This is a genomic window from Pseudomonas sp. P1_C12 (genome assembly GCF_056406435.1).
Map to the genome: position 1 here is coordinate 222,684 of NZ_JBFUAE010000004.1, position 20,181 is coordinate 242,864.

Here is a 20,181-nt window from a genome sequence, read left to right on the forward strand (position 1 = left end):
AGCCTGAGTTGGTTTTAGGAGTGGCGACTGCCCTCCTCTCGCATCAGCGCCTGCAAGGTATCGAGCCGTGCACCGTCGAAGGCAATCACGGTGCCCTGCTCGAACACCCGGCGCGCCAGCCCGGTCAGCACCGCACCGGGCGGCAGTTCAATCTGTAGACGTACGCCGCGCTCGTAGGCGCTTTGTACCGTGCCGCGCCAGTCGACGATGCGGCACATGTTGAAGGCCAGGTCGTCACGCAAGGCTTCAGGCTTGATCAGCGGACGCGCACGACTGCCGCTCAGGTAACCGATCTTCGGAGATTGCAGCAGCACTTTGGCGAAGGCTTCGGCCAGTCGTTGCGCAGGGGCCTCAAGCAATGGGCAATGGGACGGCACGCTCACTGCCAGACGCTTGGCCAAGCCAGCGCCGCAACCTTTCGCCAACTCGGCCACTGCTTTCATCGCCGCGTCGCTGCCGGCAATCACCACTTGGTTATCGGCGTTGACATTGGCCAGATAAACCGGCATTTGCGCGCTGTGCACCCGGGCCAGCAATCCTTCCACCGTGGCCAGGTCCAGACCGATGATCGCGGTCATGCCGTAGCCCTGTGGATAAGCCTGCTGCATCAGTTCGCCGCGCAGGCTGACCAGATGCAACGCATCGCTGAAAGCCAGGGCGCCAGCCACCACTGCTGCCGGGTAAGCGCCGATCGACAAGCCGGCCACGTAGTCCGGAGCCATGGCCAGCTGACGTGAAGCGGCGACACCGGCGATCAGCAGGCAAAGCTGAACCGCCCTTGTCGACTGCAACGCCTCGGCAGAATCCAGTTGCATCACATCCTCACCAAGCAGGTCGCTCGCCTCGTTCATTGTTTCCCGAGGCAAACGCGCCAGCATGCCGGGCTGCTGTGCGCCCTGGCCGGGGAACACCAGCAAGCTGCTCACGCTGCTTGCTCCTGTGGATTCCACGGGTCAGTGATCAGAGTGGCCTGAGTGGCACGTTTCAGCAGGACCCGCGACGAAGCACCGGCCCATTCGCGCAGGGCAACGGCGCCCGACGGTGTCTGCAATTGCAGGTCCACGCGGCACACAGCTGTATCGAGAATGGCCACCAACGCCTGGGCGTCGACACGACTCAACGGGCGCGGCGTACGCAGGATCAGATCGAGATCGCTGCCCTCATGCAAAGCGGAAAATCCACTGGCCAACTCGAACCCGGCGCTACCGCTGACACCCCAGACCCAGCCACTGTCATCGAGGTGCGAGCGCAGTTGCGCCAAGGCGCGCAGCGCCGGGAAATCGCGCGGGCCTTGAACATGGCACAGCTCTTCCGGCCGCACCCGCCGCGTGATGGCAGCGACTTCCATCACCGCCGCAAATCGCTGTTCGCGCAACGGCCCGCGCACGCCCACCGCCACCCGCCCCGACGCGCTCAAGGCGCGACGGACCACCACCGGCTGACCGGCACTGATCGACTCGATCACCCACGCAGGCGTACCCGCAGGCAACTGCTGCGAAGTCATGCCCCACAGCAGGTCGTGAGCCAGAAGCGCATTCACCACTGCGCTCTCAGCAATTGGCGAACCTTGCTCGACGCCGCACGGTTGGCCGCACCGAGGCGACCGCTGAGATCAGCGCCCTTCTCGGCGACATCACCTATCGCCTGACCCAGGCACTCGATCACCCGCGCCAGATCCGCCGAAGTCGGCTGCTCGATCAGTTCCACCGACAAGGTTTCCCACAGCAGCCCGAGGCTGGCATAGCTGTCGATGTCATAGGCCATCGGCGGCACGCTGGCGGCCAGGGCTTCGAGTTCTTCGACGCTGCGCAAGGTCACCCGTGCCGCCGACGCCTTGCCCATGGCGTGCACCATCACCCCCGGATCGCGCAGGGCTATCAAGCGGTTGGCCTGATAGCCGTGGGCCAGAAATGCCCCGGACATTGCCTTGCCCACCAGCAAACCGATCACCGCATGACCGGCCAGACGGGCACGGGCATAACTGCCCGCCGCAGCGGCCAGCGCCTGATGAATGCCAAGGGCTTCCTCGCGTCGACCGTAAGCCTGGCTCGGCACGTCGACGATGGCGATCACTGCGCGCTTCTGCGTTTTGTCAGCATCGGCGGCAATCACCTCATCTACCGCCTTCGCCAGGCCCCAGCCTTCGAGCAACCCCACCTCGCCGTTGCGCGCACGGACGAAGCGGTTTTCCGGGTCGGCCACCACCGCGATGAAGCGCACAGGCTGATCGCCCAGCGAACCGTCCGCGACCTTCAGCGAAGCCGGCAAACCTTCGACCGCTTTCGCCCCGGCACTCAAGGCGTTGAACCAGTTCAAGCCTCGCAGGGAATACGAACTCATGGGTGTTCTCCTTGGTACAGATCGCGAACCACAGAAGGCTCGATTTGCGGTTCGGCATCCAGACGCGCCAGGCGTTGCAGGAACAACTCGGCCTGCTGGCTGCGCGGCTGTGCAGGCAAACCCTGCTGGAGCAACTCAGCCACCTGTTGGCGAATCTGCGCCACATCGTCATCGACGTAACGATCCACCAGACCACTGGCGAAACGCTGCTCACCACCGGTCAGGCTCCAGATAAAGGGGCGGTCGCGGGAATCGTATTCTTCGAGTCCGGCTTCCTGCTCGATCACCTGCGGGCCGTTCAGGCCGAGTCGCGCTTCCTGGGTCACCAACAGATAACTGCACAACCCGGCGGCAATCGACATGCCGCCAAAGCAGCCGACGCTGCCCGCCACCACACCGACCACGGGCTGGTATTGCTGCAAGTCGACAATCGCCGCGTGGATGTCGGCAATCGCCGCCAGGCCGAGGTTGGCTTCCTGCAAGCGTACGCCGCCGGTTTCCAGCAGCAGCAAGGCGCGGGTCGGGATGCCGTTGCGATTGTCCTCAGCGGCCAGTTCCAGTGCACCGGCAATTTTTGCTCCGCCAACTTCACCCAGGCTGCCACCCTGGAATGCGCCTTCAATGGCCGCAATCACCACCGGCAAATCATCGAGATTGCCCTTGGCGATCACCACGCCGTCGTCGGCTTGCGGCACCACGCCCTGGCGCGACAGCCACGGCGACATGATCCGTTGAAAGGGGTCGAGCAGTTCGCGGAAGGTGCCGGCGTCGAGCAGGGCCTTGGCCCGTTGCCGGGCACCGAGTTCGACGAAGCTGTGCTTGTTGAGCAGGGATGCGCTGTCAGTCATGGCCGATCTCCTCGAAGCCCTGTTCCAGACGCAGGCGCACCACGCCGGGTGTCGCACCGAAATCGTGGATGTCGATGGCCATCGCCGGCGGCGTCTGGCCGTCGAACATCCGTGCGAACAGATGCTGCCAGCGTTGTTCGCTGCCATTGACCGAGGTCTGCACGTTGATCGTCAGCTTGCCGGCCAGACCCGGCTCGATCAGCACTTCCAGATCGCCCGAGCCGACACAACCCACCAGTGTGCGGCCGCGTGGTGGCTGCCCGGCGGGGAATTCAAAGGATAAAGTTTCCATCAAAACGCTTCCCTTCTTGAATGGCAGAGGATGAGGCCGTCGTCCGACTCGATACGGTCGATGAACAGGCAGGCTGCAAGCAAGTCGGCAGCACCGCCGGGCGAGGCATTCAACGCGATGAGTTGTTGGTCCAGCTCATGCAGGCGGCGACGTCCGGCGAGGCTGGCACTGCCACCCGCGTCGAGCACCGCCCGGGCGCCCCGCTGCATGGTGTTCAGCCCCTCTTCGCCCGCGCGGTAAAGCACACAGGTATCGGCCAGATTCGTCATGATCGCCAGCAGCGCATCGAGCCGGGCGCTCTGTTCGCCATGACCGGCGGCGCGGCTGCGCAGAAGTTGTGGCAGAGCACGTTGGGTCACCGCCGGAAACCCCAGTTGCGCTTCTTCACGGGCACCGCGAGCGCCGTAGCGTTGGGCGACTTGCGCACCGTGACTGAGCGGACGTGGTGCAAAACGGTCGTCGAGCAAAGCCAACCGCGCAGCCCGTAACGCCACACTATTGGCGCTGCAAGATTGAGGTTCCAGCGCCACGGCCGTGACCAACAGGCCCAAGGCCCAGATCGCCCCGCGATGGGTGTTCACGCCGCCGGTGGTGTCGAGCATCACTTGCTCGCCTTCGCGACCGATGCGGCCCACGGCTTCGCGCAGGGGCAATCCGACCTCGCCGAACTCGATGGCGGCTTCCGCCATTTCTTTAAAGGCCGGCCACAAGGACAACGCCGACGCGTGCATCAACCCCAAGTGCAAATCGGTGTGGGCGCCATTGCCGCGACGGTCGACCAGTGCCGGTTTCGGCGACAAATCAGCCTCGTCGATCAGCGCGTCCACCGCCAGGTCCGCCAGCCGTTCGGCCAGGCTCAGGTTTTTTGGTTGCAGGTTAAGTGCGTGCATTACCAGCTCCTGAACTTGGCGGGCGGGTTGTAGAGGCCACCGGACCATTCCACCAGATCGGCCACGCTTTTCGCCGCGAGCAATTCGCGAGTGGCGTCGGTGCGGCGGATGCCGAGGTCTTCGGGCAAGGCGATCAGGCCTTCGCGGCGCATGCGCGCGGTGTCTTTGGGGTTGTGGCGCAGGCCGATGGCGGTCACCCCGGCGACGGCGGCGATCATCGCCTGGCGTTCTTCCAGCGAGCGCGCCTTGTACAGGTAGGCGATGCCTTCTTCGGTCAACAGGTGGGTCACGTCGTCGCCGTAGACCATGATCGGCGCCAATGGCATGCCGCTTTTCTTCGCCACATCGACCGCATCGAGGGTTTCAACGAAAGTCGGTTTGCCGCCCTCCTGGAAGGTTTCGACCATCTGCACCACGAGCTTTTTGCCACGTTCGAGCATCGGCTCGGCCACATCGGTGTTGCGCATGTCGAGCCAGGCCGGAGTGCCGTGGCGACGACCGCGCGGGTCGTGGCCCATGTTCGGTGCCCCGCCGAAACCGGCCAGGCGTCCGCGCGTCACGGTGGAAGAATGACCGTCGCCATCGACTTGTAGCGTGGCGCCGATGAACAGGTCCACGGCGTATTGCCCGGCCAGTTGGCTGAACATCCGATTGGAACGCAGGGAGCCGTCGCGCCCGGTAAAGAACACATCCGGCCGTGCCGCAATGTAGTTCTCCATCCCTAGTTCGGTGCCGAAGCAATGCACGCTTTCGACCCACCCACTTTCGATGGCGGGAATCAGGGTCGGGTGCGGGTTGAGGGTCCAGTTGCGGCAGATCTTGCCTTTGAGGCCGAGGGACTCGCCGTAGGTCGGCAGGATCAGTTCGATGGCAGCGGTATTGAAACCGATGCCATGGTTGAGCGACTGAACGTTGTGTTTTTCGTAGATGCCGCGGATCGCCATCATCGCCATCAGCACGTGCACGGGCTTGATGTGCCGAGGGTCGCGGGTGAACAGCGGCTCGATGTAGAACGGCTTGTCGGCCACCACCACGAAGTCGACCCAGGATGCCGGGATGTCGACCCGCGGCAGGTCGCTGACGTCGTCCACCAACTGGTTGACCTGAACGATGACGATGCCGTCGCTGAAGGCCGCCGGTTCGATCAGCGCCGGGGTGTCTTCGGTGCTCGGCCCGGTGTAGATGTTGCCGGCGCGGTCGGCCATGAACCCGGCCGACAGCACGACGTTGGGAATCAGGTCCACTACCAGCCGCGCGTAGAGTTCGATGTAGGTGTGGATCGCGCCGATTTCCAGCAAGCCGTCTTCGAGCAACTGGCTGATGCGCAGGCTTTGGGTGCCGGCGAAAGAGAAGTCGAGCTTACGGGCGATGCCGCGTTCGAACAGGTCCAGGTGTTCGGCGCGCCCGACGCTGGGCATGATCATGTGCAGGTCATGCAGCTTCGCGGGGTCGGCCTTGGCCAGGGAACGGGAAAGGAAATCCGCCTGCTTCTGGTTGTTGCCTTCGAGCACCACGCGGTCGCCAGGCAGGATCAGCGCTTCAAGCGCCGCGACGATGTTATCGGTGGGTAACACCACACCGTCGGCCAGGCCTCGCACCAGCTCGAGGCGCCGCTGCTTTTCGCTGCGCCGCCGCGTCCATCGCGAGTCGGGGGATATTGTTGTTGTCATGACCACTCCACGGGTTCGCTGTCGTGGGGTCACCTTAGGAGTGTTGGGTGGGGGTATCAATCAAGCAGAGCGGTGGATCGTTACGCTCAGGGTAATGGTTGTCTGGACTGACGCCTTCGCGGGCAAGCCCGCTCCTACAGTGGCTCTGCGGTGCACACAAAACCTTGTAGGAGCGGGCTTGCTCCGGGCGGCGATCCGACGAAGAGGTCGGTCAGATCACCGCTGAATCAGGATCAGTTGATTAACCCGGCATCCACCAACAACGCCTCCAGCGCCAACAGATCCGGCACCTTGGCCACCTGCTCGCCCACCTGCACCGCCGCCTGCTCCAGCGCACACAACGGCACATCCACATAACTCAACTGGCTGTCGAGCTTGCAGGAGCGCGGAATACCCTGCACCAATAGTGCGATGAACTTCAGCTCGGGGCGCCCGCCGAGGGCGTTGAGGATCACGATCCGCGCACGTTCGCCGATGACGGTTTTCTGCGCACATGCCGACTCGAAACTCAACAGAGGAATCTGCCGGTCGCGCCACATCACCAGGCCCAGGTACCACGGCGGTGTGTCCAGGTCGAAGGTCCCCGGCTGCTGGTAGTCGATCAGCTCGGCAACGGCGACGTTGGGCAGGATCAGGTTGCGGTCGGCCAATGGCAGCAGCAGGCCGGTGAGGTTGCTGGTGCGGTGCTCAAGCATGGGTCTTGCTCCACAAGGCGATGCTTTCGAGCAGCACCGATTCCTGGTACGGCTTGCCAAGGTAGTCGTTGACGCCGATGGCCATGGCGCGGTCACGGTGTTTCTGTCCGGTGCGGGAGGTGATCATGATGATCGGCAGGTGTCGCAGACGTTCGTCATTGCGCACCTGGGTCGCGACTTCGAAGCCATCCATGCGCGGCATCTCGATGTCCAGCAGCATGAGGTCGGGCACGTGTTCTTCCAGCAGCAGCATGGCATCGACTCCATCCTTGGCGGTCAGCACGTTCATGCCGTGGCGTTCGAGCAAGCGGCTGGTGACCTTGCGCACGGTGACCGAGTCGTCGACCACCATCACCAGCAGCGGGCGCTGCGGTTCGGCCTCGACCTCTTGTCCTGCCGGATGCAGGGGTACACGGGCCTGCATGGCGCGGATCGGCGCCAGCAAATCCAGAATCAGCACCACCCGGCCGTCCCCGAGAATCGTCGCCCCGGACACCCCTTGCACCGCCGCAAACTGCGGCCCCAGGCTCTTGACCACGATTTCGCGAGTGCCGGCCATGGCGTCCACCAGCACCGCGATGTGCCGTTCGTTGCACTGCACCAGCAGCACCGGAAACGGCAGGCTCTGACCCAACAGTTTCGGGCGCGGGCTGGTTTTCAGCAGCTCACCCAGATAGCACAGCTCGTAACGTTGCCCGGCGTATTCGTAGGTTGGCGAATCGAAACGGAAATACCCTTCGAGTTCATTGGGCAGGACACGCACGATGCCGTCGATGGTATTGAGCGGGATCGCGTATTGGTCCTCACCGCACTGCACCATCAGCGCCCGATTGACCGATACGGTGAACGGCAGGCGAATGCGGAAATGCACGCCCTGCCCCGGCACCGAGTCGATGCTCATGGTGCCGCCCAGTTGCCGCACCTCTTCGTGCACCACGTCCATGCCAACACCGCGACCGGAAATCTGGGTGATTTTTTCGGCGGTGGAAAACCCCGGTTGCAGGATGAACTGCAACACGTCGTGATCACTGATGACACTGTCCGGGCCGAGCAGGCCGCGCTTGATCGCCTTGCGCCGCACCGCATCCAGCGGCACACCGGCGCCGTCGTCGCGGATGTCGAAAATGATGTCGCCCCCTTCGCGCAGCAGATCGAGGGTGATCTTGCCCTTGGCCGGTTTTCCCGCCGCCAGCCGTGCTTCGACGGACTCCAGGCCGTGGTCGACGGCGTTGCGCAGCATGTGCTCCAGCGGCGCGGCCATGCGTTCGAGAACGTTGCGATCCATCTCGCCTTCGGCGTTGTCGACGATGAAATCCACGTCCTTGCCCAGTTCGCTGGACACCTGCCGGACGATGCGCTGCAAACGCGGGAGCATGCGTTCGAACGGCACCATGCGCGTGCGCATCAGGCCTTCCTGCAGTTCGGTGTTGATGCGGCCCTGCTGTTGCAGCAGGTTTTCCGTGTCGTGATTGCGTCGCTCGAGGGTTTCCTTGAGGTCGAGCAGGTCAGAGGCCGATTCGAACAGCGCCCGGGACAGTTGCTGCAACTGTGAGTGGCGATCCATTTCCAGCGGGTCGAATTCCTCGTAGCCCAGGCGTTCGGCGTCGACTTGCTGGCGGCTGAGGATTCGCCCCTGGGTTTCGGTGTCGAGGCGGCGCAACTGGTCGCGCATCCGCTCGATGGTAGTCTCCATCTCATTCAGGGCGATGTGCGCATCGTTGACCTGCTGTTCAATCCGGCCACGGAAGATCGAGGTTTCACCGGCCAGGTTGACCAGGTCGTCGAGCAGCTCCGCCGAGACCTTGACCATGTCTGCGCCAACATCGGACGGTGGCGCCAGCGGCTCGGCCTTGGGCGTGGCCGGCGGCGCAACCGGCACAGGCGCTTCAGGCACGGCCGGGTGGCTGAAGTTCTTGATCGCATCGATCAAACGGTCGGCCGGCGGCATCGGCTCACCGGCGCGGGCCGCATCGAGCATCTGCGCCAGGCGGTCATGGCTGCGCTGCAACAGCGCGAACAACGGCTCCGTCGGTTGCAGCACGCCGGTGGACAGGCCTTCGTAGAGGAACTCCAGTTCATGGGCCAGATCGCCAATCGCGGCGATTTCCACCATGCGTGCACCACCCTTGAGGGTGTGCAGGTCGCGCAGTAGGGTTTCCACTTCCTGACGACTCGAAGGCTGGGCCTGCCAGCGCTCCAGCGCCGCCCCGGAGCTTTCGATGATGTCGAAACCTTCCTCGAGGAAGATCTCCAGCAATTCCGGATCGTGCGCAGCCGAGTCGTTGCCGGTCTCCTGCCGGGCCGCCTCGGCGATACCCGCATGCCCTTGACGGTAGGCACGAATGGCTTCGATCAGCTCACGGGAATCGCCCAGTGGCTGGTTGAGCTGCAACTGTTCGAGGTACAACGCCAGTCGCTCATGGCTCTGTTGTAGCAGCACCGCCAGTGAATCGCTGAAGGCATAACGACGGTCCACCAGGCCCTGGTAAAGGCTTTCCAGCTCATGGGCCAGATCGCCGATCGGCCCGACCTCGGCCATGCGTGCGCCGCCCTTGAGGGTATGCAAATCCCGTTGCAGGGACACCAGCGGCGCGGCGTTGTCCGGGTCGCGCAACCAACGCTGCAAGGCCTGACCGGCGCTTTCGAGGATATCCACCGCTTCTTCAAGGAAGATCGCAATGATTTCATCGTCTACACCGACAACACGCTCCTCTGTAGGAGCTGGCTTGTCGGGTCGCCGCATCGCAGCGATGGACGTTAACGATGACGCGTTTTCACTGGGTAAACGCAGTGTCGGTGAGTCCTTCGCTGGCAAGCCAGCTCCTACAGGGGGGCGTGCGGTGTGCTCGAGTTCGGCAGTGGCGCTGCCCAATTCGCGGATGCTCAGGCTCCGGCTGCCATCGCTGCGGATCAGGCCCATGGCCGACGGGTCGAGGCTCTCGTCGAGCAGTTCGCGCAAGGCCCTGATCCGTTGCGGCTGCGGGCTGACTTCCTGGCCGGCGGCCAGTTCGTCGAGCATGTTGATCAGCGCTTCGTGGGCAGCCTGTGCTTCATGGAAAAACCGCTCGCTGACCGCCAGGCTGCTCTCTTCCACGGCACCGTACAGATCTAGCAACGCTTCGCACAGTTCATCCACCGGGTGCAGGTCGGCCAGATGGGCGCCTTCACCGAGGGTGGTCAATTCGTCCAGCAGTGCGCTGAGTTCCTGACGTTCGCCGGGATGTTGCTGCCAACGCTGCAACAGGCTTTCGGCGTCCAGCAGGATGTCCATGCCCTGGGCGAGGAAGTTGTTGATCAGTTGCGGGTCGCGCTTGATCCGCAGCCCGGTGTTCGGTGTGTTCAGGAGGTTTTCCAGACGCTCGGCCAGCAGCGCCCTGGCTCGCTCGGTCAAACCCCGGGCGCCGGGAATTTCCGCCAGCGGATCAGTCTTGAGCTGGCGCAAGCCGAGGCGGAACAGTCCTTCTGCTTCCAGCAGCAATTGGACTTCATTCAGATCCAGCGCGATCAGGTGCGCCTTGTATTCCCGCGCCAGTTGATCCAGCGGTGCGGCCAGTTCGGCAATCGGCAACACACCGGCCATGGAGGCACTGCCCTTGAGGGTGTGCAAGGCGCGCTGCAATTCGTCGCTGGCCGGCAACGGCACATGTTCGGCGGCCTGATCAAGGAAGCGATTGAGGCTGCCCAAGTGGGTTTCGGCCTCTTTGCGGAAGATCTCCAGCAACAGCGGGTCGAGGGCCGCGACATCCTGCGTATCCTCATCGGACACCGGCTCTTCGCCCTTGGCCAGGGCATGGGCGCGGGCAGCCAATTGATCGACATCGCTGCGCTGGCACTGGGCATTGGCGGCGTATTCAGCCACTAGTTCCGGAAGCAGCTGCAGCACATCGCCGATCAGTTGCTGCACCGTAGCGCCCGGTTCCACGCTGCCTTCCAGTACGCGATTGAGCAGGTTTTCCACGGCCCAGGCCAGCTCGCCCAGCACCAGAGCGCGCACCATGCGGCCACTGCCCTTGAGGGTATGGAAGGCACGGCGCAGCTCACTCAGGGCCGAGCGGTCGTCAGGGTTGACCGAACAGCGCGGCAAGTACTCGCGCAGGATCTCCAGGACTTCGTCGGCTTCTTCGAGGAACACCTCACGCAGTTCCTCGTCCACCGGCTCTTCGCCTGCTGGCGGCGGCAGCAGGCTGCCCGGAGTGTTCAGGGCGGGTGGGTTCAGGCTCGAAACCGGGCTGGCAAGCACGTCGGCCAGGGTCTGGACGATCTGCGGATCATCCAGCTCCTGCATCATCTGCATGACCTGCGCTTCGCTCGGGTTGAGCACATCATCAAGCACGGGCACATGCTGCTCACTGGGGAAAAACCCGAGGCTGGCCAGGCTTTTTTCCGCGACATCGAGCAGGTTTTCACCCTGCGCTTGCGGATCATCGCTGAGGCGCTCGAGGTAGTACTCGATGCTGGTGATCACGTCGGCCAGGCTGTCCAGTTCCTGCCAGCCCGGTTGACCCGGTTCGAGCAACAGGTGCTCGCGGATAAAGTGATTGCAGGTTTCGACCAGGCTCGCCGCCCGGCCCAGCGGGATCATCGCCAGCGCGCCGCGCACCTGGGTCAGCAAGGCCGGCAGCGCCTGCAAATGCTGGCGGTCCCAATCGGCGTCGATGTAGTCGACGATCATGTCCTTGGCCTGCAGCAAACAGATGCGGGCCTCCTTGATCACGATCTGATGGATCTGCGTCAGGTCGGTGGTCGGCAGGCGGTTGTCATCCGGGCTCTCCGGCTCCACGGTACCGACCATGCCGGCCAGCGTCGCTTCGACGTACAACAAGGCCCCGGCAACGTCCATGAGGATGGCATCGTTGGGTTCGCGCTGGCCTTGGGCGAGGCTGAGCACCACCGCCAATTGATCGATGATCACCTTGCGCGGCTGGCCGAAGCCCAGGACCGCCAGGGTGTCGGCGATTTGCCGCAGCGGCGCCAGCAGGCTGTCGAGGTCAGCGGTGTGCTGGCGGTCACTGCGCACGAACAGATCCAGACGCTCCTTGACCCGCACCAACTCTTCGCACAGCGCTGCCAGCACCGAGCGCATGGCGTCACGGTCGGGACCGGCCAGCCGCGCGCGTTCTTCATCGACCATCGCGCTGTCGGGCAGCGCGTCGTCCAGTGAGTAGCGTTCTTTCATGGTCAGCATCTGCCCGGTGGGATGTTCGGCCTTGGCAATGTAGAACAGCAAACTCTTGAGCAGCTCAGGCGGGGCCGGTTGGTTGATGCCGTGCATGCCGTCGTCGAGCAGGCGCTTGAGCTCCATGTCGGCATCCTTGAACAGGCTGCGCAAGGCCGGGCTGTTGGCGATCGCACCGCCCTGCATGCCCTCGACCAGCGCCGATGCCACCTGCCATAACGGGCTCAGGGGTGCATTGGCGCACAGTGCTTCGAGGTGAGTGAAGACCTTGGCCAGGTAATCGAGGGTGGTGTCGTGGTCCTGTTCACGCAGGAAACCGACCAGCGCCATTTGCAGCATCTGCCGCAGTTTGCGCAGCACATTGGGCAATTCGGCCGGCTCCAGCTGTGCCAGCGTTTCTGCGTCCAGCGCTGGCAACTCGGGCAATTGCGGGCTGAACAGACTGGTTTCCGACAACAGGCTTTCGCCACGGGCGCTGCGCAGGTCATTGATCAGGGGCAACACCACCAGTGGCAAGTCGCGGCGCGCGCCTTGCACCCGGTCGAGGTAGATCGGCAGCTGTCCCAGGGCCTGCATCAACAGGTGCAACGCCTCGTCGCGATGACTGAGACGGCTGCCCTGCAAGGCCATGGCCAGTTGCTCCATTTCTTCGGCGAGCAACGCCGCGCCGTAGAACTCGACCATCTGCAAACTGCCGTGGACCTGATGGATGCACGAAAGGCTTGCATCCAGCGCTTGCGTCGCCTGCGGGTCATCGAGCAGGTTTTCGATCGCGTGATGAGCCTGTTTCAGCGTTTCGGCAATCTCGCCCTTGACCCATTCGAGGGCCACATAGTCGTGCCGATCACCCATAACCACTTCAGTCACCATAGTTCTACCTGCGGGCGATTCACGCTTTGTCCACAGCCTGCGCCTTGGCCGCCGGCAAGGTGAAACCGGACACCGAACGACGCAATTGACTGGCCATTTTCGCCAGGTTGCCGATGCTGTCGGCAGTGGCGGTGGAACCCGATGAGGTTTGCGAGGTGATCTGCTGGATCACGTTCATCGTCAGGGAAATCTGACCGGCCGACGACGTCTGCTGTTGCGCCGCATTGGAAATGCTCTGGATCAACGCCGCAAGTGTCTTGGACACGCCTTCGATTTCTTCCAGGGCCACACCTGCATCCTGCGCCAGACGGGCGCCGCGCACCACTTCGGTCGTCGTCTGTTCCATGGAGATGACCGCTTCGTTGGTGTCGGTCTGGATCGCCCGCACCAGGGTTTCGATCTGCCGAGTGGCAGCGGATGAGCGCTCGGCCAGGCGCTGCACTTCATCGGCGACCACGGCGAAACCGCGACCGGCGTCACCGGCCATGGACGCCTGGATGGCCGCGTTGAGGGCAAGGATGTTGGTCTGGTCGGCAATGTCATCGATCAGGCTGACAATGTCGCCGATTTCCTGGGACGACTCGCCCAGGCGCTTGATGCGCTTGGCGGTGTCCTGAATCTGCTCGCGAATGTTGTCCATGCCGTGGATGGTGTTGTGCACCACCTCGTTGCCCTTGTTGGCGATTTCCACCGAGCGTTCGGCAACCGCCGAAGATTCCGCTGCGTTGGCCGACACCTGGTCGATGGACTCGGCCATGTCGTTGATGGCCATGGATGCCTCGGAAATCTGCTGGGCCTGATGTTCCGACGCCTGGGCCAGATGCATGGCGGTGGCCTGGGTTTCCTGCACGGCGGCGGCGACCTGGCCGGCGGTGAGGTTGATGGTCGCGACCAGATCGCGCAGCTGGTCGACGGAGTAATTGATCGAATCGGCGATGGTGCCGGTAAAGTCTTCGGTCACCGAGGCCGTCACCGTGAGGTCGCCGTCGGCCAGGTCTTCGATCTCGTCGAGCAAGCGCATGATCGCGTTCTGGTTACGCTCGTTTTTCTCGGCGGTTTCGTGCAACTGACGATTGGTTTCGCGCACCATCACCATGCCGATCAGGATGATCGAAGCCAGCGCCAGCAAGCCCAGCACATAACCGCCTATGGTGTCGGTGGTGCGCCCGCCGACCATGTTTTCGAACCCGCTGGCCAGGTGTGAGGCTTCGTCGAGCAGGGTTTGCGACAGGCTGAAAATGTTCGAGGCCGATTCGCGGACCTTGAACAGCTCCGGTGAGGTTTCGAGGATCTCGTCCACCGAACCCGATACGAATTCGAACAGCTCGGAGATTTCCGCGAGACGCGCACGGGCGTCACGATCCTCGACCTGGCTGACCTTGAGCGCCGGGTCGCCCTGGAGCATGCCGTTGAGCACCTTGCCAAACTGCGTTGCGTCACGCCCGAATGCATCGGCGGCCTGCTGTGAATTTTCGTCGCCGGCCAATACCGTGTTGACCGCGCCGAGGATCCGCTCGGCCAGCAGCGACTGGCGCTGGGCCATGGCCACCTGGGCCGCCGGGGCGCCCCGTTGCAGGAGGATCTCGACGACTTTTTCGTACTCGACCTGCAACTGCGGCACGGTTTCGGCCAGGGTCGCGGCGACCTGATGCAGCGACAGTACGGTTTGCTCGCTGGAAAGAATCGCATCGGTGTTTTTCAGCAGGCGCTCCCAGTCCTGTTGCACCGCGCGCATCTCCGGACGCACGGTAGCAGGGGCCGGCGGCAGGCCGGTGGCCGGGTCGCCTTTCTTCAGGTAACCCCAGCGCTGGGCAAAATCGTTGCGCGCATCGCTGAGCAACTTGAACGCGGCAGCCTTGCCGGCGGCGGCTTCGGTGGCGTTCTTGGCGATACGCTGGGACAGCACGCGCAGTTCGCCCGCGTGGCCGATGTACTGTTTGTCGTAGGTAGCCTGGGTGTTGAGGTACGCGAAGTTGGCGAACAGAAGCATGATGAAGACGATCAGCGCGATGAACAGCACGATAATCTGCGACCGGCTGCGCGACCCTTCCATTGGCTTGCCTGCTTTTGCTTTTATCATCGGTCCTCGCCTGTTTACCCACTTTTGGGCAGCTTGCCGAAATCCCTGTAGGAGCGAGCTTGCTCCGGGCGGCGCTCCGACGATGGAGCGTCAGCTACATGGGTGTCGACTGATCCACCATCGCGAGCAAGCTCGCTCCTACAAAGGTCCGTGTTTACACCGCGACGTTCATGAACCCCTGGGACTGCGCCAACGCAAACGGGCTGAACACCTGCCAACACTGCTCGCGCTGAAACCGGCCTTTGACGAACGCCGCCACTGGCCCGTGCAGCTGGTCTGCCGGCACCGGCTCCAGGCTGTCCTGGGCAAAGTGCTGGAGGCCGAAGACTTCATCGACCAACAACCCGGCAAACACCTCTTCATGTTCCACCACCAACACCCGCCGCTGCCGGCGCACCGCCGAAAGCTCGTGCCCGAAGAAACCGCACAAGTCCATGACCGGCAGCAAACGCCCGCGCAGGTTGGCGACACCCTTGACCCAGGGTTTGACCCCCGGTAGCTGAGTGAAGCGCGGTTCGTGCAGGACTTCGCTGACTTCGCTCATGGGCGCGACATACCAGTGCTCGCCCAGGCGAAAACCGATGCCGCTCCAGCTGTCCCGCCGGGGTGGCTGGGACGGCAAGTCCGCCGCCAGCAAACGACATCGCCGGTCGATTTGCAGCAGCAGTTCAAAAGCCGTCAGCGACTCGTTCATGACCTGACGATCAACCGGCCAGCACGTTATTCAGGGTCTTGATCAGGGTGTCTTCATCGACCGGCTTGGTCAGGTAATCCTTGGCGCCCTGGCGCGTGCCCCAGACCTTGTCGGTTTCCTGGTCCTTGGTGGTGATGATGATCACCGGGATGTGTCCGGTTTCCGGATCCTTGGTGAGCTGACGGGTCGCCTGGAAGCCGTTGAGGCCGGGCATGACAATGTCCATCAGCACCGCGTCGGGTTTTTCCTGGCGGGCCAGGGCCACACCGTCGGCGCCGTTTTCGGCTTTCAACACTTCATGACCGTGCTTTTCCAGCATGCCGGTCAGTTTGTACATTTCGGTCGGCGAATCATCGACGATCAGAATACGTGCCATGGTCTTCCCCATTCTTGTCGACGCCGGGCCCGATGGCCGAGCGTCACTGTGCGTGTCCTACTGCGGCAAAACGGCGGCGAAGCCAGGAACATGGGCCTGGATCGCATCAAGCAATTCTTCCTTGCTGAAAGGCTTGGTCAAAAACTGGTCGGAGCCGACGATACGCCCCTTGGCCTTGTCGAACAGCCCGTCCTTGGACGACAGCATGATCACCGGCGTGGACTTGAACGCGCTGTTGTTCTTGATCAGGGCGCAGGTCTGATAGCCATCCAGGCGCGGCATCATGATGTCGACAAAGATGATGCCGGGATGGTTGTCGACAATCTTGGCCAGGGCATCAAAACCGTCGATGGCCGTGATGACCTCACAACCCACGTTCTTGAGCAGCGTTTCGGCGGTGCGACGGATCGTCTTCGAATCGTCGATCACCATGACCTTCAAGGCGCTGGGGTGCTGTTCCATAAAATGCTCTACCGTCGCCTTTGCGAAACAAATTGTCCGTTTGCCGGTTAACGCGGCTCGAAACCCTTGATGCTCAAGGGCCGGCACGACATGGCAGCCTTTTTAGCACAGTCTCCAAAACCAATCTATCGGCCGACCCGCAAGGTGGTTTTTCCTTGACCGGGAACACACTCAGCGCCACTCTGACGCCACTTTTTTCATACCGATCCGGTAGCCAATTTTCGAGGAAAACCCAATGAGCGTTCGCGTCGGGATTGTCATGGACCCTATCGCCAGCATTTCCTATAAAAAGGATAGCTCGCTGGCCATGCTGCTGGCCGCGCAAAAGCGTGGCTGGGAGCTGTTCTACATGGAGCAGCGCGACCTGTATCAGGGCGATGGCCAGGCGCGGGCGCGGATGCGTCCGCTGCAGGTGTTCGCCAACCCGGAAAAGTGGTTCGAACTGGGCGCCGAAAGCGACGCGCTGCTGAGCGATCTGGACGTGATCCTGATGCGCAAGGATCCGCCGTTCGACATGGAGTTCGTCTATTCCACTTATTTGCTGGAACAGGCCGAGCGCGCTGGCGTGCTGGTGGTCAACAAGCCGCAAAGCCTGCGCGACTGCAACGAAAAGCTGTTCGCCACGCTGTTCCCGCAGTGCACGCCGCCGACCATCGTCAGCCGTCGCCCGGACGTCCTGCGCGAATTCGCCGACCACCATGGCGATGTGATTCTCAAGCCGCTGGACGGCATGGGCGGTTCCTCGATTTTCCGCCACACCGCCGGCCACCCGAACCTCTCGGTGATTCTCGAAACCCTGACCTTGCATGGCCAGCAGCAAATCATGATCCAGGGCTACTTGCCGGCCATCGTCGATGGCGACAAGCGCATCCTGATGATTGACGGCGAGCCTGTGGATTATTGCCTGGCGCGGATTCCGGCCAAGGGCGAAACCCGTGGCAACCTCGCCGCCGGCGGCCGTGGCGAAGCCCGCCCGCTGACCGACAAAGACCGCTGGATCGCCGCGCAAGTCGGCCCGACCCTGCGTGAAAAAGGCCTGTTGTTCGTTGGCCTGGATGTGATCGGCGAGCACCTGACCGAGATCAACGTCACCAGCCCGACCTGCATTCGCGAGATTGATAATGCGTTTGGCACCGACATCGGCGGCCTGTTGATGGATGCCATCGATCAGAAGCTCAAGGCACGTTGATTAGCCAAACCAACATTGCGTTATCATGCGCGGCCTGTGAAAACGCGATGTTGGTTTCCTTGTCATGACCCTCCCGTCCGATCTGCCTGCCGAACTCGCCCACCGTGGCGTGCGCCCGGCCGATCGCCTCGGTTTTACCCTGTTTCTGGCGGCGCTGATCCACCTGGCCTTGCTGTTGGGTGTCGGGTTTGCAGTGGTCGAGCCCAAGCAGATCAGCAAAACCCTGGAAATCACCCTCGCCACCTTCAAAAGCGAAAAGAAGCCTGAAAAGGCCGACTTCCTCGCCCAGCAGAATCAGCAAGGCAGCGGCACCCTGGATAAAAAGGCGATTCCCAAGACCACCGAGGTCGCGCCGTTCCAGGACAACAAGGTGCAAAAGGTCACGCCACCGCCGGCCGCCAAGCCTGAAACGCAGGAAGCTTCGCCCAAGGCTGCCGTGACCACCGTGGCACCGAAACCGAAAAAAGCCCCCGCCAAGACCGAGGAGCCCAAGACCGAGGTCAAATCCCAGGTCCAGGCACCGACGTTCGACAGTGAGCAACTGTCCAGCGACATCGCCAGCCTCGAAGCGGAACTGGCCGCCGAACAACAGCTGTACGCCAAGCGCCCGCGCATCCACCGCTTGAGCGCAGCATCGACCATGCGCGACAAGGGCGCCTGGTACAAAGACGAATGGCGCAAGAAAGTCGAGCGCATCGGTAACCTCAATTACCCTGACGAAGCGCGGCGCAAACAGATCTACGGCAACTTGCGCCTGATGGTGTCGATCAATCGCGACGGTTCGCTGTATGAAGTGCTGGTGCTGGAGTCCTCAGGCCAGCCGCTGCTGGACCAGGCGGCGCAACGGATCGTCCGGCTGGCGGCACCGTTTGCGCCGTTTACCGGGGATTTGTCGGATATTGACCGGCTGGAGATCATCCGCACCTGGAAGTTTGCCCGTGGGGACAGGCTCTCCAGCAATTGACCGGCATATCCCCTGTAGGAGCTGGCTTGCCAGCGAAGGCGCCTTCAAGATCGCCGACGCTGGCCAGCACCCACCGACAGACCAACAAACACAAACCCGAACTTTGCGCACACCTTGACCTACATCGTCGAGCACACGGCCAATGGTGCCATGGGGCTGGTGGTCAACCGTCCGCAAGAGCTGAACCTGGCCGATATCCTTGAGCAATTGCGCCCGGATATCGAACCGCCTGCGCTCTGCCAGCATGTGCCGATTTTTATCGGCGGCCCGGTGCAGACCGATCGCGGCTTCGTCCTGCACCCCAAGGGGCTGACTTTCCAGGCAACCGTTGATCTGGAAGACGAGTTATCCCTGTCGACCACCCAGGACATACTGTTCGCCATCGCTGACGGCGTCGGCCCGGCAAAAAGCCTGATCGCCCTCGGCTATGCCGGCTGGGAAGCCGGGCAGCTGGAGGCCGAACTCGCGCAGAACGCCTGGTTGACCTGCCCGTTTGACGCCGACATCCTGTTCAACACCAGCAGCGAACTGCGCCTGGAAGCGGCGGCCAAGCACCTGGGCATCAACCTCAGCCTGCTGACCAGCCAGGCGGGGCACGCCTGATGGCCCTGCGACTGATTCTCGGATTCGACTACGGCACCAAACAGATTGGTGTTGCGGTCGGCCAGGTGGTGACCGGCCAGGCCCGCGAGCTGTGCACGCTGAAAGCGCAGAACGGCATTCCTGACTGGAACCAGGTCGAAGCCCTCATCAAAGAGTGGAAACCCGATGCCGTGGTGGTCGGCCTGCCGTTGAACATGGACGGCACCCCCAGTGACATGTGCGCCCGCGCGGAAAAGTTCGCCCGGCGCCTGAACGGCCGCTTCAACCTGCCCTTCTATACCCACGATGAACGCCTGACCACCTTCGAGGCCAAGGGTGAACGCCTGGCTCGTGGCGGCCAGAAAGGCAGTTACCGCGACAACCCGGTCGATGCCATCGCCGCCGCCCTGCTGCTGCAAGGCTGGCTCGACGAGAATGGCGCACTGTTCGAATCCTGAAGAGCCGCTACGCGCCTCTATTAGCTACAACAACCCGAGCCACCTTGCGCACAAGCCGGCTCGGGCCCAAGAAGGAGCAACCATGAGCCTGCCCAATCCCGCCGAACTGATCAGCCAGATGGCCACGCGCCTGAAGGCCCACCTGGAGCACCGTGGCATCAGCGACCCGCGTTTCATCGGCATCCGTACCGGCGGCGTCTGGGTGGCCCAAGCCCTGCTCAAGGAATTGGGCAGCGATGAGCCCCTCGGCACCCTGGACGTGTCCTTCTACCGCGACGATTTCAGCCAGAACGGCCTGCACCCGCAGGTTCGCCCTTCGGCGCTGCCGTTCGAGATCGAAGGCCAGCACCTGGTACTGATCGACGACGTACTGATGAGCGGCCGGACCATCCGCGCCGCCATGAACGAACTGTTCGACTACGGCCGCCCGGCCAGCGTGACGCTGGTGTGCCTGCTGGATCTGGACGCCGGCGAATTGCCGATCCGCCCGAACGTGGTGGGCGCCACCCTGTCGCTGGCGGCCCACGAACGGGTGAAGCTGTCCGGCCCCGAGCTCGCGCTCGAACTGCAAGACCTCGCCCTTTAATTCGCCCTA

The 20,181-nt window shown here is 63.0% G+C and carries 18 protein-coding genes; 5 read left to right on the top strand and 13 right to left on the bottom strand.

Annotation, left to right across the window (positions count from 1 at the left end):
- Window positions 1–14: 14 nt before the first annotated feature.
- The 13 genes from mdcH to pilG all read right to left on the bottom strand — a co-directional run bounded on the left by mdcH (window position 15) and on the right by pilG (window position 16,393).
- Window positions 15–926, bottom strand: coding sequence for a malonate decarboxylase subunit epsilon (mdcH, locus tag AC1D19_RS08295; protein ID WP_477762922.1), 912 nt, complete (start codon window positions 924–926; stop codon window positions 15–17).
- Entirely contained in the window at window positions 923–1,543 is a 621-nt protein-coding gene (locus AC1D19_RS08300; RefSeq protein ID WP_477762923.1) for a malonate decarboxylase holo-ACP synthase, read from the bottom strand. The genes mdcH and AC1D19_RS08300 overlap by 4 nt, the downstream gene beginning before the upstream one ends.
- Window positions 1,537–2,340, bottom strand: a complete 804-nt coding sequence (mdcE, locus tag AC1D19_RS08305; RefSeq protein ID WP_477762924.1) for a biotin-independent malonate decarboxylase subunit gamma — start codon at window positions 2,338–2,340, stop codon at window positions 1,537–1,539. The genes AC1D19_RS08300 and mdcE overlap by 7 nt, the downstream gene beginning before the upstream one ends.
- Window positions 2,337–3,188 (bottom strand): biotin-independent malonate decarboxylase subunit beta, encoded by an 852-nt coding sequence (locus AC1D19_RS08310; protein WP_477762925.1) that lies wholly within the window; start codon window positions 3,186–3,188, stop codon window positions 2,337–2,339. The genes mdcE and AC1D19_RS08310 overlap by 4 nt, the downstream gene beginning before the upstream one ends.
- Window positions 3,181–3,480, bottom strand: coding sequence for a malonate decarboxylase subunit delta (locus tag AC1D19_RS08315; RefSeq protein ID WP_477762926.1), 300 nt, complete (start codon window positions 3,478–3,480; stop codon window positions 3,181–3,183). The genes AC1D19_RS08310 and AC1D19_RS08315 overlap by 8 nt, the downstream gene beginning before the upstream one ends.
- On the bottom strand, window positions 3,480–4,370 hold the full coding sequence (locus AC1D19_RS08320) for a triphosphoribosyl-dephospho-CoA synthase (protein ID WP_477762927.1): 891 nt from the start codon (window positions 4,368–4,370) through the stop codon (window positions 3,480–3,482). The genes AC1D19_RS08315 and AC1D19_RS08320 overlap by 1 nt, the downstream gene beginning before the upstream one ends.
- On the bottom strand, window positions 4,370–6,040 hold the full coding sequence (mdcA, locus tag AC1D19_RS08325) for a malonate decarboxylase subunit alpha (RefSeq protein ID WP_007987781.1): 1,671 nt from the start codon (window positions 6,038–6,040) through the stop codon (window positions 4,370–4,372). Before mdcA ends, AC1D19_RS08320 begins: the two co-directional genes overlap by 1 nt.
- Before the next feature lie 233 nt (window positions 6,041–6,273).
- Window positions 6,274–6,735, bottom strand: coding sequence for a chemotaxis protein CheW (locus AC1D19_RS08330; RefSeq protein WP_477759746.1), 462 nt, complete (start codon window positions 6,733–6,735; stop codon window positions 6,274–6,276).
- Window positions 6,728–12,763 (bottom strand): Hpt domain-containing protein, encoded by a 6,036-nt coding sequence (locus AC1D19_RS08335; protein ID WP_477763143.1) that lies wholly within the window; start codon window positions 12,761–12,763, stop codon window positions 6,728–6,730. Before AC1D19_RS08335 ends, AC1D19_RS08330 begins: the two co-directional genes overlap by 8 nt.
- Window positions 12,764–12,800: 37 nt before the next feature.
- Window positions 12,801–14,861 carry a methyl-accepting chemotaxis protein gene (locus tag AC1D19_RS08340; RefSeq protein ID WP_477762928.1) on the bottom strand — a complete coding sequence of 687 codons (2,061 nt, stop codon included), beginning with the start codon at window positions 14,859–14,861 and terminating at the stop codon, window positions 12,801–12,803.
- Window positions 14,862–15,015: 154 nt separating this feature from the next.
- Complete coding sequence (locus tag AC1D19_RS08345) at window positions 15,016–15,555, bottom strand: chemotaxis protein CheW (protein WP_477752492.1); 540 nt, start codon at window positions 15,553–15,555, stop codon at window positions 15,016–15,018.
- 10 nt (window positions 15,556–15,565) lie between these two features.
- Window positions 15,566–15,931 (bottom strand): twitching motility response regulator PilH, encoded by a 366-nt coding sequence (pilH, locus tag AC1D19_RS08350; RefSeq protein WP_007897961.1) that lies wholly within the window; start codon window positions 15,929–15,931, stop codon window positions 15,566–15,568.
- A 57-nt stretch (window positions 15,932–15,988) separates the two neighbouring features.
- Window positions 15,989–16,393: a twitching motility response regulator PilG gene (pilG, locus tag AC1D19_RS08355; protein WP_090451937.1), complete on the bottom strand. Its 405-nt coding sequence runs from the start codon at window positions 16,391–16,393 to the stop codon at window positions 15,989–15,991.
- 235 nt (window positions 16,394–16,628) lie between these two features.
- Here pilG and gshB point away from each other — a divergent pair, with 235 nt between their 5' ends.
- From gshB to pyrR, 5 genes are all read left to right on the top strand, one after another.
- The gene (gene gshB / locus AC1D19_RS08360) at window positions 16,629–17,582 is read left to right on the top strand and encodes a glutathione synthase (protein WP_477762929.1); all 954 of its coding nucleotides are present in this window, start codon (window positions 16,629–16,631) and stop codon (window positions 17,580–17,582) included.
- A gap of 64 nt (window positions 17,583–17,646) precedes the next feature.
- Window positions 17,647–18,546, top strand: coding sequence for a TonB family protein (locus AC1D19_RS08365; RefSeq protein ID WP_477752493.1), 900 nt, complete (start codon window positions 17,647–17,649; stop codon window positions 18,544–18,546).
- Between the two features lie 21 nt (window positions 18,547–18,567).
- On the top strand, window positions 18,568–19,149 hold the full coding sequence (locus AC1D19_RS08370; protein WP_477763144.1) for a YqgE/AlgH family protein: 582 nt from the start codon (window positions 18,568–18,570) through the stop codon (window positions 19,147–19,149).
- Window positions 19,149–19,586, top strand: a complete 438-nt coding sequence (gene ruvX, locus AC1D19_RS08375) for a Holliday junction resolvase RuvX (RefSeq protein WP_057398155.1) — start codon at window positions 19,149–19,151, stop codon at window positions 19,584–19,586. Before AC1D19_RS08370 ends, ruvX begins: the two co-directional genes overlap by 1 nt.
- Window positions 19,587–19,668: 82 nt before the next feature.
- On the top strand, window positions 19,669–20,172 hold the full coding sequence (gene pyrR / locus AC1D19_RS08380; RefSeq protein ID WP_448109664.1) for a bifunctional pyr operon transcriptional regulator/uracil phosphoribosyltransferase PyrR: 504 nt from the start codon (window positions 19,669–19,671) through the stop codon (window positions 20,170–20,172).
- The last annotated feature ends 9 nt before the right edge of the window (window positions 20,173–20,181 follow it).